At 44.4% G+C, this 17,620-nt stretch carries 12 protein-coding genes; 5 read left to right on the forward strand and 7 right to left on the reverse strand.

The genetic code is table 11. From position 1 onward, the window contains the following. Positions 1-2 precede the first annotated feature (2 nt). The 7 genes from P150_RS0100105 to P150_RS0100140 form a co-directional block, all read right to left on the reverse strand. Positions 3-2,219 carry a peptidase domain-containing ABC transporter gene (locus tag P150_RS0100105; protein WP_036931938.1) on the reverse strand — a complete coding sequence of 739 codons (2,217 nt, stop codon included), beginning with the start codon at positions 2,217-2,219 and terminating at the stop codon, positions 3-5. Next, entirely contained in the window at positions 2,216-4,516 is a 2,301-nt protein-coding gene (locus P150_RS0100110; protein ID WP_028895937.1) for an outer membrane beta-barrel protein, read from the reverse strand. The genes P150_RS0100105 and P150_RS0100110 overlap by 4 nt, the downstream gene beginning before the upstream one ends. After that, positions 4,513-5,787, reverse strand: a complete 1,275-nt coding sequence (locus P150_RS0100115; protein WP_028895938.1) for a radical SAM protein — start codon at positions 5,785-5,787, stop codon at positions 4,513-4,515. The genes P150_RS0100110 and P150_RS0100115 overlap by 4 nt, the downstream gene beginning before the upstream one ends. Before the next feature lie 83 nt (positions 5,788-5,870). Next, the gene (locus P150_RS0100120; protein ID WP_028895939.1) at positions 5,871-6,101 is read right to left on the reverse strand and encodes a hypothetical protein; all 231 of its coding nucleotides are present in this window, start codon (positions 6,099-6,101) and stop codon (positions 5,871-5,873) included. A 271-nt stretch (positions 6,102-6,372) separates the two neighbouring features. Continuing rightward, positions 6,373-6,741, reverse strand: coding sequence for a hypothetical protein (locus P150_RS0100125; protein WP_028895940.1), 369 nt, complete (start codon positions 6,739-6,741; stop codon positions 6,373-6,375). A 153-nt stretch (positions 6,742-6,894) separates the two neighbouring features. Further along, a complete protein-coding gene (locus tag P150_RS0100130; protein WP_028895941.1) occupies positions 6,895-8,613 on the reverse strand; it encodes a lipopolysaccharide assembly protein LapB in 1,719 nt (572 codons plus the stop codon). A gap of 433 nt (positions 8,614-9,046) precedes the next feature. Beyond that, a complete protein-coding gene (locus tag P150_RS0100140; protein ID WP_051617375.1) occupies positions 9,047-11,398 on the reverse strand; it encodes an outer membrane beta-barrel family protein in 2,352 nt (783 codons plus the stop codon). 457 nt (positions 11,399-11,855) lie between these two features. Here P150_RS0100140 and ftsY point away from each other — a divergent pair, with 457 nt between their 5' ends. From ftsY to P150_RS0100170, 5 genes are all read left to right on the forward strand, one after another. Next, a complete protein-coding gene (gene ftsY / locus P150_RS0100150) occupies positions 11,856-12,815 on the forward strand; it encodes a signal recognition particle-docking protein FtsY (protein ID WP_028895945.1) in 960 nt (319 codons plus the stop codon). Between the two features lie 301 nt (positions 12,816-13,116). Continuing rightward, positions 13,117-14,409 carry a 30S ribosomal protein S12 methylthiotransferase RimO gene (gene rimO, locus P150_RS0100155; protein WP_028895946.1) on the forward strand — a complete coding sequence of 431 codons (1,293 nt, stop codon included), beginning with the start codon at positions 13,117-13,119 and terminating at the stop codon, positions 14,407-14,409. 18 nt (positions 14,410-14,427) lie between these two features. Beyond that, positions 14,428-14,715: an HU family DNA-binding protein gene (locus tag P150_RS0100160; protein ID WP_028895947.1), complete on the forward strand. Its 288-nt coding sequence runs from the start codon at positions 14,428-14,430 to the stop codon at positions 14,713-14,715. Further along, positions 14,715-16,073, forward strand: coding sequence for an HU family DNA-binding protein (locus tag P150_RS0100165; RefSeq protein WP_028895948.1), 1,359 nt, complete (start codon positions 14,715-14,717; stop codon positions 16,071-16,073). Before P150_RS0100160 ends, P150_RS0100165 begins: the two co-directional genes overlap by 1 nt. A gap of 384 nt (positions 16,074-16,457) precedes the next feature. Next, positions 16,458-17,453 (forward strand): MoxR family ATPase, encoded by a 996-nt coding sequence (locus P150_RS0100170; protein WP_028895949.1) that lies wholly within the window; start codon positions 16,458-16,460, stop codon positions 17,451-17,453. Positions 17,454-17,620: the final 167 nt, after the last annotated feature.

The following is a 17,620-nucleotide window of genomic DNA, read 5'->3' on the forward strand; positions in this document are numbered from 1 at the left end:
TTTTAGTTTCCCAGTTCCAACTGATTCTTCACAAGGGCGTAGTATGTGCCACGCTTTTTCGTAAGCTCTTCGTGATTCCCGGTTTCTACCACCTTTCCTTTGTCCAGCACCACTATTTGGTCGGCATTCCTGACAGTACTGAGCCTGTGTGCCACGATTACGACGGTTTTTCCTTTGTAGAATGCGTCAAGATTCTGCACTATCCTCCTCTCATTGTTGGCATCGAGGGAATTTGTGGCTTCATCGAGGAAGATATAGGTCGGATTCTTGTAGACGGCTCTGGCAATGAGTATGCGCTGCTTCTGTCCCTGACTTAGCCCCACACCGTCTCTACCGATTTTGGTATTGTACTTCAGGGGGAGATTCATAACGTATTCATCGATGCAGGCAATCCTCGCAGCCTTGATGAGCCGCTGTTCGTCTATGTTGCCGTCGTCCACGGCAATGTTTCGGGCTATTGACTCTGAGAATATCACGCCATCCTGCATTACCACGCCACACTGTTTGCGCCACCATTTCTTGTTGAGCGTGTTGATGTCCGTTTCTCCTATCCTTATCTCTCCTGTCAGCGTGGGATAATAGCCCAGCAAGAGTTTTATGAGAGTGGTTTTCCCACTTCCCGAAGCTCCTACAATGGCCGTGACCTTTCCCTTGGGAATATGTATGCTCACACCGTCGATGATGTTTTTCAGGGTATGAGGGTCGTATTTGAAACCTACGTTCACGAGTTCTATCCCCCTGTCTTTCTCCTTCACTTTGTTTTCAAGACCTAGCTTTCCATTCTCATCTTCCATGTGATGTATCTCATTGATGCGATCGAGGCTGATTTTCACGTCCTGTATGGAATAGAAGAATCCCATCAGCTGCTCTACGGGAGAGTTGAGCTGTCCAATGATGTACTGCACGGCGAGCATCATTCCGAGAGTAAGCTGTCCGTGTATCACTGCTGTCGCCGCCACCACTGTTATGACAATGTTCTTCAGTTCGTTGATGAATATTGCTCCGGCTTCCTGTGTCTGCTGTAGCCTGAGCGATTTTATCTGCACGCCGAAGAGGTCGGCCTGTACGTCCTCCCATTCCCATCGCCTGCGTTGTTCGCAGTCTTGGAGTTTGATTTCCTGCATCGACGTGATGAACTCGTAGGTCTTGTTGTTGTTTATGGCCTGTTGCTCGAAGAGTTCATAGTCGAGCACCTTTCTGCGTCTGAGGAAGAGGGCGAGCCAACTGCCATAGAGCAGACTGCCGAGCATAAATATAGTGAAGACAAGCCAGTCATAGGCCAGCAGCACGATGCTGAAGACAATAAAGGTAAAGAGCGAGAAAACGATGTTCAGCGTCTGCTGTGTGAGGAAACTGTTCACACGCCCGTGGTCTCCCATTCTTTGCATAAGGTCTCCCATCAGTTTGGTGTCGAAGAAAGCCATCGGCAGTTTGAGCAGCTTAATGAAGAAATCGCTCACAAGTGATATGTTTATCCTCATAGATATGTGCAGCAGAAGCCACCGGCGTATGAAGTCTATTGCTGTCCGGCTGACTGTAAGCATCAGTTGTCCCAGAAGGATGAGCCAGATGAATCCGACGTCCTGATTCCTTATTCCCATGTCTACGATAGACTGTGTGAGGAAGGGCAGTATGAGTTGCAACAGACTTCCTACAAGCAGTCCCAAAACTATTTGCCCGAAATACTTGTGGTACTTCCTTATGTATCTGAACAGGAACTTGAATGAACGCCCATCTCTTGTGTCATCTTCGGCAATGTTGTTAGTATAGAACTCCGGTGTGGGTTCGAGAAACATTGCTATGCCTTTTTCTTCTCCATTGTTTTTCGTGCTTATCCAGTGCTTCTTGAATTCCTCAAAATCGTATTTCACGAGTCCCTTTCCGGGGTCGGCGATGTAGAACGTCTTTCCTTTCTTTACCTTGTAGAGTACTACGAAGTGATTCTGATTCCAATGGAGGATGCAGGGAGAAAAATTATCTTGTAAAAGCCTTTTTACTCCCAAACACCCAACCACAGTATTAAATCCTATCTTTTTAGCAGCCTTGTCGATTCCAAGTAAAGAAATTCCATTTTTGCTTGAGGAGCAATATTTTCGTATTTTTTCTATATCAGAATGCCGCTTATAATACGTGGCTATCATTGCTAAACAAGTAGGGCCACAGTCCATTGCGTCTCTTTGATGGATAGATATGATACTTTTCTTGCTCAATTCCGTCATAACGTCGGTGTTTCCCTCGCAGTAGAGTTTACGATGTTGTTTTTCTGTCGCTTTATCTTATCGCCGGCAGCGAAGTTCCACGACACGGAGAGCTTCAGGCGCGTCAGAGGCGACACATCGATGCGCTTCATTTCTATGCCGCCGGTCCTGAAGGTCATTTCGTTCTCGCTGTGCAGGATGTTGGCTGCCATAAGACTTATGTTCATCCGATTGTTGAGCAGGGTCATATAGGCACCGAGGTCTACTCCGTATCTGATGCCGGTTTTGTAGCTCAGCTTCTCCCGTGGCGTTTCCCCATTGAATGAGAGCGTCAGGCCGAGATTCTCCCTGAGCTGCACCTGCTGGTCGAGACTCCATCCGAAGGAGACCTTTCTCACGTCGAGTTCGGGCATCGACTCATAATCGTGTCTGGCATATACGAGGTTGTTGGTGTTCCAACGGCTGAAGAACCTGTTGGTGTAGGAAAGGGAGAGGTAGTTGCCCACCAGTTTCCCCACGTTGTCGGGCTGCGTGTAGACCACTTCGGGATTCTTAGCGTCCTGATGCGCCATCACGTGGATGATGTCCTTTCCGGTTCTGAGCCGGTAGGTTATCGTCCACCGTGGGTTTACGTACCAGTTCAGCTCCACGGCGTGGAAACTCTCCTTCCTCAGCTTCTGGTTTCCTATGCTGTACAGCTTCTCGTTCTGATAGATGGCCAACGGACTGTAATATCCGTAGCTCGGCAGGGAGAAGTCTTTCTTGTAGGCGAGCGTGAGGAAGGACCTCTTTGCGGGATTGAGCACGTATTGCAGCTGCACGTTGGCAAAGAGACCTCTGGACTCCACCTTGTAGTCGGCTGCGGGATAGAGTTGGTCCTTGTAGCGGACGTCCGTTGCCAGATAGCTCGCCCCCGCCTGTGCGTAGAGTTTCTTTCCGAACATACGTCCGTATTCTATCCACGGCGAGTTGTCGCCGCCCGAAATCCTGAAGTCCTGTCTCCTTATTCCGTTGAGCAACGGATTCTCTATTCCGTCAGTCCGGTTGTTGTCCACCGCTCTTGTGAACCTAAATCCTGCGCTGAGGCTGCTTCCGTCCTTGAAACTAAGCTCCACGCACGGGTCGGCCTTGAGGTAGTCCATCGTCTGGTCGAGCCGTGTATTGTCTTCCTTTTCCCTGAAATACGTCTCGTCGGTTCCACTGTTCTGCCTGAAATATTCCACCTTTGCCGAGAAGGACGAACCTTCGCCCACAGGCAGTCCGAGCTTGTAGTAGAGGCCGGCATTCAGTTCGTTGAACTTCTGCCTGTCGTTCTGTCTGAACGCCAATAGTTTTCCTGTGGTGTTTTCCAAGTTTATCCTGTCGTTTACCCAGTAAAAACCTCCGTAGAGGCTCAGCGTCTGTGCGGGGCTAATCTTGTAGGTCATCCCGATGTTCTCAATAATGGCTTTCTCCTTCTTGTCGGTATCGGAATGCCTGTATTCGGTGTATCCGAGATAGGAGTCGGTTCTATCGTATCGTGTCCTGTACGTTCCCCCTCCTCCCTTGAGGTTGTTGTAGAGCGTGAACTTCCCCTTCTGATACTGTATTGCCGAGGATAGCATCAGGTCCACCAGCCCCATCTTGTCTGTCTGAGCTGCCAGTTCGGCGTTGCCTATCATTCCCTGCTGCTCCCTTAACGTAACCTTGACGATGCCTCCCACGGCATCCTTTCCGTAGGCAATGCCGGGATTGGATACGATTTCAACGTTCTTTACCATAGATGCCGGTATGGCCTGAAGCTCTGAACTGGAAATGAGCCTGTCGCCGAGGTAGATGAGCGTTCCTTCCTTGCCGTTTACGAGGATGTTGCTGTTCATTACCTGCACGCCCTGCACGTATCTGAGAGCCTCCATCGTGTTCTTGCCCTCTGCAATGGGGTTTCCCTGCATCCTTACGGTGAGTGCACCGGAGGGTTTCCTCGTGGTATAGGAGCCGAGCACCACCACCTCGGAGAGTTCGGTCTGGTTCTCTTCGAGTGCAATCCTCATTTCGGTGTCGTCAGCCTTTGTGCGCTGCGTTTTGTAGCCCACGCCGCTGAAGACGAGCCAGACCGGCGAGGGAATGCTGTCAAAGACGAATTGCCCTCGCCCGTCGGTAAGTTTTCCGGTTATGAATGTGGAATCCGAAAGGTTTCTTACGGTTACGTTAATGAACTCCAAAGGTTCGCCTTTCGTGTTCACGACCGTTCCGAAGATTCTCTTCCTGCTCTCCTGTGCGGAAATGCTTATCTGTCCCAATAGGGAGAGAATAAGAAGTAAGACTGTTTTCAATTTCATAATGATATTATTTTTTTATTTATAAAACTGCTAATGCTTTCCGTGATAAGTTCCCTACAGCAGGAATAATTAGACCCTTCTATTTTTTTCTGTAAACAAGATGTGGCAAACATACAACTTGGTAAGATATTGCATTTAAGGCATTCCTCATTAATAAAAGGAGCAGTCTCAGTAATATATTTATAATATAATCCATTTGGAAGGAATTTTCCATTAGGGAGAATTTTTCCTATTGAATATTTTTTATCATAATCTCTTGCAGTACATTTATATACAGACAAATCATAGTTTATGACATATTGGTCTGCATTTTCTGTATAACATGACAAACATCGGTTTCTTAGTATGTTGTCAGGAACAGAATACCCCTTTATTAGGGCTTCTTGGCAAAAATTTTGAATGCTTTTATTTAAATCCATAATTTTATCTGATTTTTGCCAAACAATGTGTGGTGAGATTTGAATCTTGTGTCTAATTTTAAAATCAAAATCATCAAGAATAGAAGATAGTGTATGTATATTTTCAGGGGTGTAATTGATTCTAAGTTCGATATGTATGTTTTTTACTTTATTGCAAAGCAGATGTATGTTTGAGACAATTGTATCATAGGAATTTGTTAAATTGTTTGAAAATCTTGTCTTGTTGTGTAATTCTTTACCACCATCTAATGTTATTTGAAATTGCGATAGTCCAATTTCATTGATTTTTACAACATTGTTTTCATTAATAAGACTTCCGTTTGTTGTTGTCATACAGTACAAAGTTATATTATTTTCTTTGCACCAAGAAATTAACTGTTTTGAAAATGGATAAATTATACTGTTAAAACACAACATAGGTTCTCCACCAAACCAATCAAGAATAATATTCTTTTTAGATTTTGAGATAGTTTCCTTCTTAATAAACTCTAATATTGAAAATGTCCCTTCTTTGCTAATTCTGGAAGGTTTATGATTTTCATAGCAATACCAGCATTGGAAATTACAATTCAATGTGGGTAATATCGTGATGCGTATAGAATCAGAATTGTATCTACAACGAAAATTTGCTGCTTTGACAGCATCACTTTCTTCTATTGATTCATCTATAAGCACAAAAGCGTTTTCGAGACATTGTTTTACATCAGGGGAAAGGATGTCTAAATTTGGATTTGTTAATGCAGTGTACAACTCCTCATCAATTTCCAATAAAGTTTTGCTAAGTTGATGATATAAATATAATTTTTCTCCTTGTCGATGAAATATTGTATATTTACTTACTTTTATAGCCATATCATTTTGAATTTTGACAGAACGAGTGAAAATTTCAATTTTTCACCCGTTCCTGTTAGAGTGCTTTACTAAACGTAATAATGTTATGGTCTTGTTATAGGCTTATCACCACCGTCTCCTGTTGTAGGTTTTAATGGTTTGACTTCGTCGCATGAACAAATAAATCCCTTGTTGGTATTATCGCCATTTCCATCACAACTGCAAGAAAGAACAGCTTTGTTAGTGTTGGCCATCATATCAGTGCCTCCACACAAATCTACCATCTGTTTTTCAGAAACTTGTTCTCCCTTTTCAAGAATTTTTAAAATTTTCATGTTTTTTGATTTTTAGGTTTTCTATAAAGAATATTCTTATAGATTTTTTTGAAACCTTGGCAAAGTTACCCAAGCTACAGCGACATTAATCGCGAATTATGTCTGTGTAGATATTAAAAGGAACTCGTCCTTTCAAATGTCGAGGCGTTTCTTTCTCTATATTTATCTTAAGATATATTTATTACTATAAGTTGAATTTATTAATAGACCTTTGCTGATTTTATGATTTTTATATTTGTGGTAAAACTAGGTATGGGTATACTGTCTATATTTAACTACTTATAAAAACAGAACCTGTATATGCGCATTTTTCAGAACTCAGTTTCAATTTATAGCTTCCTTTAAGATTTGTAGGTAGCGTGTATTCTGAAATGTTCGGAACTATATGTGCAGTATATACAAGGACATTGTTCTCATCCCACAGTGTTAATATAAATTCTGTGTTGATGGATTGGAATGTTAATATATAGTCCTTAAATATTGCTGATACAGACTGTGTAGGCATTCTTCTTATAGGAGTGGCCTCTTTTCCCGGATTGACGTAGGTTGCAGTGAAGATAATCTTCTGTTCATTATCGGCATAAATGGATAATGGGCAGATTGTCAGCAGGGCAAGAATGATTGTTATAAGTTTTTTCATAACACTTTAGAATATTGGCTACTGCAAAGTTAGGAAACAATAATTAAAATTCCAAATAAAATGAGTACACTTAGTACACAGTAGTGTGAAAAGTTTGTATTCGATTGTAAACGAGGAGTTTATGAATGTGCTGTGTACTGAGTACACAGCACGCTAAATGCTTCTGATACGCTTGTCAAGGCCATTTGTTCCCTCGGTGTTGAACAGTTTTTTATTGAGTGTGCCGCGCAAATTCGTTACGCGCTGCTTGGTTACATTCAGCAGAATTGCAATCTCTGATGGAATAAAGTACAGCCTGATCAGGAGGCAGGTTTTTATTTCTTTATCTGTCAGCAATAAATCGGCGTTCATAAGCACCTCGTAAAAGTCGGGGATGTTTTGAGCGGTTATTTCAAACAGATCGCTCCATTCACTTTCAGAAGGCACGGCAATGCGTGAGGAAAGCTCGTGGAATCTTCTTACAGTCTGGTGAGAGAGCAATGCCTCTTCCTGATCCCATTCTCCCACCTTGTATTCAGTTTCCCTGAAAGCGTTAAGCTGCCGCTGCAATAAGCTGATTTCTTCTTCCTTGTCGTTCTTATAAAGTGCCAAGTCTGTATGCAGCGAAGCCAGTTCGTCTGTCAGCTCCCGGTGCCTGAAAAGCAAAGACGTATATTCCTTGTTCGTTGCCATCTGCTTCTCCCTCTGTTTTTTCTTTACTTTCTTTACATAGAAATATGTTGAAAAGAGAATCAGACCGAAACCTAAACATATACAATATATAATCTTTTGCAGCCGTGCGCTTTCCTCTGCCTTTTCCTTGGCAATGAACTGCTGGGCGTTATAGTTGTACTGTGCCTTCATACGGACAATTTCTGCCATTGAGTTGTTGAAACTGGCGGAATCGTTCGCGTCGGCAAAAAGTGTAGCATATTTTGTAACAGAATCAGGAAGGTTTCTGTATTGGTAGTAGTTCATCAACCCACGATAGCCATTCTCCAAATTTGAAATACGATTGGTATTTTCCAATAACTTGTAGTAATATGATGCTGAAGAATCTCTTTTGCCAATAATTTCGTAATATCTGGCATTGTAATAATTGTGAAAAGAAGTCTTTCTTATGAAATCACCCGATTTATAGGTATATTCATCAATATGTTGCTTGACTTTATCCAGTTTTTTAGTATTCAGCTCATAGTCGATAATTAAGGATAATGACGCAGCGGCCCAGTCGCTATATCCAAAATCTTTATATCTTTTGTATGTTTCCTTGCAGATTTCGTATGCTTTTTCTTTTTGTCCCAGCATATAATATGCCCCGGAAGAATGTTCAAGGTAATTAATGGCAGAAAGAGTGTCTTTTGCCATTTCAGCATATTTAATGGCTTTTTGCCACATCGGAATCTCCAATGCAGGCACCCTCTGGTCGTCGAATATGCCTGCCATCTGTGCATAGACTCTGCATAGCTGGAAATAATCGCAGTCGTTTTTTGTGGTGTCGGCTCGGGAAATGGCTCTGTGGTAGTATTCTATTGCCTGTGGTGCGTCGTTCCTGTCGCGGTACACGCATCCGAGAAGATACAATGCCTTCACTTGCTGCTGCTCGCTGCCCTTGTCCTCGTAGTATTCCGCCACGTCGGTCATAAAGGTATCGGCTGTCATCGGCACGAAAAACTGGTTGTGCGCATCTGCGAGGAGGAAGTGATAGCGCATATTCTCTCCCCTTGTAAAGTCCTCTTGGTATGGCGCAAGGCTGTCCAATGCCGTGAGTGCCTTTTCGTCCTGATGGGCGATGAGGCTGTCTATGGCATCGAGTTTTCCGTGATATGTTGAGTTGCCGCACCCTGTCAGCAAAAGGGCAATCAGTGCGATAATGGCAGTTATATGTCTCATTGCGTTTCGTTAGTGTTGCAAAGGTAATGATAATTTCTTGCAAATAATGCAGATTTTGCAGATTTTCATAGTCATTCTACCGTAGATTTCTGATTGTTTCCGATAAGATTTTCTGCGTAATCTGCGCCATCTGCGAGAAACGATTTCAGGCTGATTGCGCAGATTTCAGAGCTTAATCCTTCAAGAACACCAGATTGAGACTCTGCAAAAGCACAATAATTTCAGGTGGATTGAAAGCGTGATTTTCAACTGACCGAAGAATGCACGGCAATCTTCGCAAGAATGGAATGCAAACGTGCGAAGATTGCGCTGCATTCTTCGCACGTTTGGAAACGGAGTTTAAGATGCTTGTTTTCAGCATCTTACAATGTATATTGGTATTGCTGCTCCGTGTAGTAGAGAGAAACGGTTTTAAGGAAAGGAAATCGTTTCATTACAATCGACCTTTTTCATCATTGCCTGCACCGGTGCCTTTATACTTGTTTCTTGTCGTATTGAAATTATACTGGATGCCGATGCTGAAGCAGCGGGTGTCCATATCTTGATTGGTTGTAAATATGCTGTTCAGCCCATACATCGTATAGCGTCTCTTTTGGGTATTCAGCAGGTCGCGCACCCAAAGATTGCAAATCAGTTTGTTTTTGAAGAAACTCTTGTATATGTTCAGGTCAATAGCACCACTCTCCTTATATACGCTGATTGTGTTTGCATACGATGAGAGATAGGAAAGATTTACGCTGACGGTAAAATCCCGACGGATGGCAAAACGGTTTCTCATACGGAAAGACAGTAACGGACGTCCCAAGGAAACGCCATCGCCAAAAGAATCGTCTTTAAAGAATTGCTTCAGGACGCTCGCTTCATACACAGGTTGGTAGATTCCGAATTTTGGCGAGGCTGATACAGAGGCATACAGATTTTGAATTCGGTTGATATTGGCATAGGTCTTGATAAATATATCCTCGTTGTATGGACGAATCACATAAGCCACTAGATCCTTTGTGTTTTTATAGCCTGCCGTGAATGTAAGCCAATTCCGGGTTACGGTCAGGTCGATAGAATGTATCTTTGCCGGCTGAAGGAAAGGATTGCCACCTTGATATTCATATCGGTTGTCGTACTGCATCCAACTTGAAAGGTTGCGGTAAGAAGGTCTTGCCGTCTTTGCATTATATCCTAACTGGGCTTGCCATTTCCCCTTACTCCATAGTATGGAGAGATTGGGAAACCAGTCAGAGTATTTGCGACTTGGTTCGTTCTGCCATACGCCATTGGAAAAATAATCGGAAACGACACGTTCGTACCGCAAACCTGCCCGGACACGAAAGTCGCCAAATGGTATGCTGTAATCAAAGAATCCTGCCAAATTCCGTTCCTTTATCTGCGTGTTGGCGTTGTCAAAAATGTGTTGAATGTTGATATTGCTGCCTTCGCTCCGTGCATCGATATATTCGGAACCGAAATTCAGTTTGCCTTTCAGGATGGGATAAGTGAGAATGAGTTTTCCTGCCAGCATTTTGTTTACAGTAACATTGTTCACGTCGATAATCTGCATTCCTGAAATGCTGCTGTAATCTTCATTGCTTTGTGTCCGTGTCTGCTTGCTGTAAAAGTAGGTGCCATTGAAGTCAATGGAAAGTTTACCCATCTGTCCTGTGTAGTAGGTGTCAAATTCGTGGTCTGGGGTATGGTAAGAAGTATAGGCAGACTTCATTTGAATTTGTTCTTGCAGAGTTTTGTCGATGGCGAAATCAAGAAATGATGAGGCATTGACAACATCGTGAAGCGACTTGGCGATGCCGTAGACCATACCGAATGAATGGTTTTTGCTGATGTCGTAATTGAGTCCTATTTGTCCTCTCAACTGCTTGTCTCCATTATTGAAGATGGTATCCTTGCCAGTCTCCCTGATCAGATGTTTTCCCTGCATAGTCTGTTCAAATTCAGCGTACTGCCTGTTGTGCAGAGAGTGGATTCTGAAATTGCCGAACAATTCCAGATTATTGTGCCTGTACTTTAGGTTTAGAGACTCCATAGGGCTGAATTTTCGGGAAAAGTTGGCAAAACTGTACGATGAGAAACTCCATCCGTCGCCACGTTGTGGTATGGTCTTGATTTTAATGACTGCCTGAACCGTTCCGCCGTATTGTGCTCCGGGATTGGTTATCAGTTCCACATTCTTGATATCGGAAGATTTCAGTTGTGAGAGTTCCGAAGCGTTGGTTATTCTACGGTTGTTAATGTAAATGAGCGGTCTGCCCTTTCCGAACACGTTGAAATTGCCATTGCTTCCCGATACTCTTGGAATCTGCGACAAGACTTCATCGGCAGTGCCGGCTTGGCGCAACAAGGAGTTCTGTACGCTGACAACCATTCCGTCGTCAGACATTTTGAATTGCGGCCGTTCTGCTTTTACCGTTACACCATTGAGCGTAAATGTTTCGGGCTGCATCTGAAAAACTCCGATGTCTCCCTGTCGTGCATCTGTATAAATCGTCTTGTAGCCAACGCTTGATATTTTCAGTATGCCTTCTTGCCTGTCTGTTTCGATGGAGAAAGTTCCGTCGTCATTCGATACTGTTCCTTGAACAAAGGCAGAATCATTCAGGCTTAGCAGTACAATGTTGGCGAATGGTATCGGTTGTGATAGTTCGTCAATGATGCGTCCGTTGATAGTCTGTGCTTTGGAAGCGACAGGAAGCAGTATTAAGGCTGCAAACAACAATAAAACGGAATACTTTTTCATAATCAAGAATGAGTGTAATGAGTTTTTGAGTTTTTCCATAACACTTTAGAATGTTAGTCGTTGCAAAATTAGTAAATAATAATTTAAATGCAAAAAAAAGATACAATTTCTCGCTGATAGCGCAGATTCCGCTGATTTTATTTCTTTTTGTCGAGATAATTTGCGGGATTTGCGCAATCTGCGAGAGATTGTTTTACGCAGATTGCGCAGGTATTCCTTTTCTGTTGCGAAACAAAATCTGTGTTTCCGTGGGATTTAGTGAAGAGGTTAAGCCAAAGGGACTGAATACTTTTCAGCACAATCTTATGCTTCTTAGTTCGGGCTTGTCTCGAACCAAGGATAAGATTCTGAAGAAATCTCCTCGTCCCCTTGTTCCCTCGTTCTCTTGTAAACTCTCGTTTCCTCGTTCTCTTGTCCCCTTCATCACAAACTCTTTCCACTGATTTATTTGTTTTTTTGTCTGATTTATGGTAACTTTGCAACAAATTAGCTAATTATGGGATTTTTCGGACTGTTTAATAAGAAGAAAAAGGAAGTGCTCGACAAAGGTCTTGAGACTACCAAGCAGAGTGTGTTTTCAAAACTTGCACGTGCTGTGGCAGGTAAGTCAAAGGTAGACGACGAGGTGCTCGATAATCTTGAAGAGATACTTATCACTTCCGACGTGGGCGTGGAAACCACCGTGAAGGTGATTGAGCGCATTGAAGAGCGCATTGCCCGCGACAAATATGTTTCTACATCGGAACTCAACGGCGTGCTGAGAGAGGAGATAGCCAATCTTCTTACGGAGAATAATTCGGAGAATGCCGAAGACTGGGATTTGCCTGCTGACCATACGCCTTACGTTATCCTGATTGTGGGTGTGAACGGAGTGGGCAAGACCACCACTATCGGCAAGCTCGCCTATCAGTTCAAGAAAGCCGGAAAGAAGGTTTATCTCGGTGCGGCTGACACTTTCAGGGCTGCCGCCGTGGAACAGATTCAGATTTGGGGCGACAGAGTGGGCGTGCCGGTAATAAAGCAGCAGATGGGCTCCGACCCCGCGAGTGTTGCCTTCGACACGCTTCAGAGTGCAAAGGCGAATGGTGCCGACGTGGTAATCATTGATACGGCTGGTCGTCTGCACAACAAGGTGGGCTTGATGAATGAGCTGAAGAAGATAAAGGAAGTGATGAAGAAGGTATTGCCCGAAGCACCCGACGAAGTGATGTTGGTGCTTGACGGCAGCACGGGGCAGAACGCCTTTGAACAGGCTAAGCAGTTCGCATCCGTAACGCAGATAACCTCCCTCGCCATCACGAAACTGGACGGTACTGCCAAGGGTGGTGTGGTGATCGGAATCAGCGACCAACTCAAAGTGCCGGTAAAATATATCGGACTGGGCGAAGGAATGGAAGACTTGCAGCTCTTCAACAAGGAACAATTCGTAGACAGTCTGTTTAAGGGGAGTGAGTAGGAGGTAAGGGAACGAGGAAACAAGTGAACAAGGAGACAAGTTTACAAGTGGACGAGTGAACAAGTTTATAAGTGAACAAGTAGACGAGTTTACGAGTGGACAAGTAGATTTGTTTGTGAGGAAACGAATGAGAGGACAAACAAGTTTACGAGTGAGCAGGGAGGCTGACTTACAAAAAGAATAAAACGATAAGAATAACTAAGGATATATTAATTATCCACGTATAAAGAAATCTACTCGTCCCCTCGTTCCCTTGTCCACTAACGTCCTCGTCCCCTCGTCCTCTTTATTTACATTGACAATGAAGAAAAATCAGATAGACATTGTTACATTGGGCTGTTCTAAGAATCTTGTTGATTCTGAACTGCTTATGAAACAGTTTGAAGTAAACGGCTACGACTGCGTACACGATTCCAAGCGTCCGCAGGGGGAGATTGCCGTAATAAATACCTGCGGTTTCATAGAAACGGCAAAGGAAGAAAGTATCAACACGATACTTGAATTTGTAAACAGGAAAAACAACGGGCAGCTCAGCAAGCTCTACGTAATGGGTTGTCTTTCGCAGCGATACAAGGAAGAACTCGAAAACGAAATACCCGAAGTAGACAAGTTCTACGGCAAGTTCAATTTCAAGCAGCTACTTACGGATCTGGGAAAAGCCGAGATTCCGTCTTGCGACGGCAGACGACGGCTCACAACGCCACGCCATTATGCCTACGTGAAGATTGCCGAAGGCTGCGACCGTCATTGCGCTTACTGTGCCATACCGTTGATTACGGGCAAGCACCGTTCGCGCCCTATGGAGGATATTCTTGAAGAAGTGAGAGAACTGGCAGCCAACGGCGTGAAGGAAGTTCAGGTCATAGAACAGGAACTTACCTATTACGGCGTGGATTTAGACGGCAAGCATCACATCACGGAACTCATTTCACGTATGGCTGACATTCCCGGTGTGGAATGGATTCGCCTGCATTATGCCTATCCCAACCAGTTTCCGATGGATTTGCTGGATGTGATTCGCGAAAAACCACAGGTGTGCAAATATCTGGACGTGGCATTGCAGCACATTTCCGATAATATGCTCACACGTATGCGCCGCCACGTTACTAAGGAGGAAACGATGGATTTCATCCGTGCCGTGCGCGAGAAAGTGCCCGGAATACATCTGCGCACCACGCTGTTGGTGGGATTCCCCGGCGAAACCGAAGAGGATTTCCGTGAGCTGATGGAGTTTGTGCGTTGGGCACGGTTTGAAAGAATGGGTGCTTTTGCTTATTCCCACGAGGAGGGAACGTACAGTGCAAAGCATTATGAAGACGATGTTCCCGAAGAGGTTAAGCAAAGACGCCTCGACGAACTGATGGCTCTGCAACAGGAAATTTCGACGGAGATTGAAGCAGAGAAGGTGGGCAAGACACTGAAGGTAATTATCGACCGAAAGGAAGGGGAATATTATGTGGGACGAAGCGAGTTCTGTTCGCCCGACGTAGATCCGGAAGTGCTCGTGAAAGCCGAGAAACGGCTGCGTGTGGGCAACTTCTACAACGTAAATATCACCGATTCAGACGAGTTTGATCTCTACGGTAGCATTTAACAACAAGACACCACAAATATGAATAACAAGGAATTCATTGCCGCATTGGCTGCAAAGGCGGGATATTCGCAAGAAGACACGCAGAAACTTGTGAAGACAACCCTTGCTGCTATGGCCGACAACTTTGAGGCTGGAGAACCAGTACAAGTGAGTGGTTTTGGCACTTTTGAAGTGAAGAAACGATTGGAGCGAGTGATGGTAAATCCGTCAACGGGGCTTAGAATGCTGGTACCGCCGAAGTTGGTGCTCAATTTCAAGCCTACGGCTTCTATCAAGGAAAAGCTGAAGAAAGGAGGAAATGAGTAATGGCGAAGACTGCAATGCAACTTATTTCTGAAGCAATCGCAAAGAAACACAAACTCACGATAAAGGAAGCCGACAAGTTTGTTGCGCTGATATTTCAGGTGGTAAACGAGGGTTTGAAGAACGATAAGCTCGTGAAGATTAAGGGGCTCGGCACTTTCAAGGTGCAGGCCGTGAAGCCTCGCGAAAGCATCAACGTGAATACGGGCGAGAGGGTACTCATAGAGGGACACGAGAAAGTGAATTTCACACCTGATGCCTATATAAAGGAACTTGTAAACAAGCCTTTTTCGGAGTTTGAGACGGTGGTTCTGAAAGATGGTGTGGAGTTTGACGATGAGAATCCTGTGGCAGATGCCGAGAACGATGCGATGGCTGATGCACCAGACGCAGCACGAATGGAGGAAAGCGTAACGCAGACTGCTGAAACTGTTCAGGAGACAGAACCTGAAATTGTTCCGATGATAGATGATACTTCCGTGAAAACAGAAGAAACAGAGCTGCAATCTTCTGTAAGAAGTGAAGAAATAGAATTGCAAACTTCCGTGAAAGAAAAGGTTGAAGAGCCTGAAAAAGAGACGGTTGTGCAAGAAACGGAAACTGAAATTGCAACCAAAGAGACAGAACCGATAGCAGAAAGTCCGGTCGCAGTTTCTTTGCATTCGGAACTTTCCGAAACTCGGCTCGCAGTATCAGATGAAGAAAATGCAATTGCAGATGTGAAATCCGAAGAACCTGTCTTGGAAATAGTACACAAGCCCGAAGCCGTTTCTCTGAAAGAAACGCCTTCAGAGCCGGAAAAGATACTTACGGAAATGGCACAGCCGGTTACGCCTGAAGTAAGAACGGTTGAGGCTAAGGCAGCAACTGAACCTTCCGCAGAAGGCGTTTCGGTGCCTAAAAAGCGCAATCTCACGCCTTGGATAACGCTGCTGGTGGCTTGTCTGTTGGTACTTGTCATTTGGGGCGTCTACACCTTGGGCAAGCATTCCACGGCTGATAAGGATAAGGTGGCGCAGGTTGAAGAAGCAAAGGGTTTGCCAAAGGAAATAAAAGAGAATGAAAAAGCCGTAACTGCCGCCAATACCGACAGCGTAGCTGCCGAAGCTGCGCCACAGGATGAAGCTGCGCAATACAAAGCCTTGAGCAGCAATCCAAAGATTAAATATGGTGCTTACGATATTATCGGGGTGGAGAAAGTCGTGGTGCTGAAGAAAGGCGAAACGATGGCATCGTACAGCAAGAAAACGCTCGGTCCTGATATGGTGGGCTATTTTCAGGTACTGAACGGAGTAGACGCTATGGAAGAGGGCGATACGATGAAAGTCCCGAAAGTGGAATACCGTCCGGAATATCGGTAGGAGAGGAGAAAACAAGTTTACGAGTGGACAAGTTTACAAGTGGACAAGGAGATGAGTTTATAATTTCCTCCTCATACTCAAACGCAGAGAAGGCTTTGCTTTCTCTGTGCAGAAAATAGTGTCTGTGATTCCGTGTCATCTGTGAGAGAGTATTGCGACCTTATTTCTTCCGTATATGAAGTAATATGCTTGTCCCCTTGTCCCCTTGTCCCTTGTTCTCTCGTCTCCTTGTCTCCCTCGTCCCAAATAACTGAAAAGTTTCTTAAAATCTAAGTTTTGAGAAACTTTTTTAATATAATTTAGTTTGTTCCCTGTGTCTAAATTGCTTTATTTGTCGTACTTTTGCGTAACATATTCAAATGACGATATAAAATAATTTTAGTTATGGCTGAAGCTATAGATATTCGTGAACTAAACATACTGATTGAACAGAAAAGTTCGTTCGTAACCAACCTTATCACCGGTATGAAACAGGTGATAATCGGTCAGCAGCATCTTGTAGACTCGCTGCTCATTGGCTTGCTCAGCAATGGTCATATCTTGTTGGAAGGTGTTCCGGGGCTGGCAAAGACCTTGGCGATAAAGACGCTTTCTGAACTGATAGACGCCAAATACAACCGCATACAGTTTACGCCCGATCTTTTGCCTGCCGACGTAATCGGTACGCAAATCTATTCGCAGAAAGATGAGAGCTTTCACGTGAAAAAAGGCCCTGTGTTTGCCAATTTCGTGTTGGCAGACGAAATAAACCGTGCCCCTGCCAAGGTGCAGAGTGCTCTGCTCGAAGCAATGCAGGAGCATCAGGTAACAATCGGCGATCAGACGTTTACGCTGCCTTTTCCGTTTATGGTAATGGCTACACAGAACCCTGTGGAACAGGAGGGTACGTATATGTTGCCAGAGGCTCAGGTAGACCGCTTTATGCTGAAAGTAATCATTGATTATCCGACATTGGAAGAAGAAAAACTTGTTATCCGTGAGAATCTGCGCGAGAGTCTGCCGCAGGTTTCTGCCGTAACCACTGCCGATGAGATTCTGAATGCACGCAAGCTGGTAAACGAGGTTTATATCGACGAGAAGATAGAACAGTATATTGCCGATATTGTTTTTGCAACCCGTTACCCGGAACGTTACGGTTTGGCAAATCTCAAGCAAATGATAACTTTCGGAGGCAGTCCCCGTGCAAGTATCAATCTTGCCAAGGCCGGCAGAGCCTATGCGTTTATCAAGCGTCGCGGCTATGTAGTGCCCGAAGACGTGCGCGCCGTTGCGCACGACGTTCTTCGCCATCGCATCGGTCTTTCCTATGAGGCTGAGGCAAGCAGCGTAACGAGCGAGGAGATTATCAGCGAGATTATCAATAAGGTTGAAGTGCCGTAGGAGGCAGAGGGAGTAAATGGGTTTACAAGTGAACGAGTAGACAAGTTTACAAGTGAACAAGGAGGACAGTTAATAAGGAGACGGATTGACAAGTGAGCAAATTTCCTTGTTCCCTTACAACTTAACAAATGGGCAAATCTACTCGTCCCCTTGTTTCCTTGTCCTCT

It is taken from the genome of Prevotella sp. HUN102 (genome assembly GCF_000688375.1).
Taxonomy (GTDB): Bacteria; Bacteroidota; Bacteroidia; order Bacteroidales; family Bacteroidaceae; genus Prevotella.

Excerpts from the sequence above, each read along its gene's own strand:
- P150_RS0100105 (WP_036931938.1), bottom strand. The coding sequence starts at position 2,219 with ATGACGGAATTGAGCAAGAAAAGTATCATATCTATCCATCAAAGAGAC.
- P150_RS0100110 (WP_028895937.1), bottom strand. The coding sequence starts at position 4,516 with ATGAAATTGAAAACAGTCTTACTTCTTATTCTCTCCCTATTGGGACAG.
- P150_RS0100115 (WP_028895938.1), bottom strand. The coding sequence starts at position 5,787 with ATGGCTATAAAAGTAAGTAAATATACAATATTTCATCGACAAGGAGAA.
- P150_RS0100120 (WP_028895939.1), bottom strand. The coding sequence starts at position 6,101 with ATGAAAATTTTAAAAATTCTTGAAAAGGGAGAACAAGTTTCTGAAAAA.
- P150_RS0100125 (WP_028895940.1), bottom strand. The coding sequence starts at position 6,741 with ATGAAAAAACTTATAACAATCATTCTTGCCCTGCTGACAATCTGCCCA.
- P150_RS0100130 (WP_028895941.1), bottom strand. The coding sequence starts at position 8,613 with ATGAGACATATAACTGCCATTATCGCACTGATTGCCCTTTTGCTGACA.
- P150_RS0100140 (WP_051617375.1), bottom strand. The coding sequence starts at position 11,398 with ATGGAAAAACTCAAAAACTCATTACACTCATTCTTGATTATGAAAAAG.
- ftsY (WP_028895945.1), top strand. The coding sequence starts at position 11,856 with ATGGGATTTTTCGGACTGTTTAATAAGAAGAAAAAGGAAGTGCTCGAC.
- rimO (WP_028895946.1), top strand. The coding sequence starts at position 13,117 with ATGAAGAAAAATCAGATAGACATTGTTACATTGGGCTGTTCTAAGAAT.
- P150_RS0100160 (WP_028895947.1), top strand. The coding sequence starts at position 14,428 with ATGAATAACAAGGAATTCATTGCCGCATTGGCTGCAAAGGCGGGATAT.
- P150_RS0100165 (WP_028895948.1), top strand. The coding sequence starts at position 14,715 with ATGGCGAAGACTGCAATGCAACTTATTTCTGAAGCAATCGCAAAGAAA.
- P150_RS0100170 (WP_028895949.1), top strand. The coding sequence starts at position 16,458 with ATGGCTGAAGCTATAGATATTCGTGAACTAAACATACTGATTGAACAG.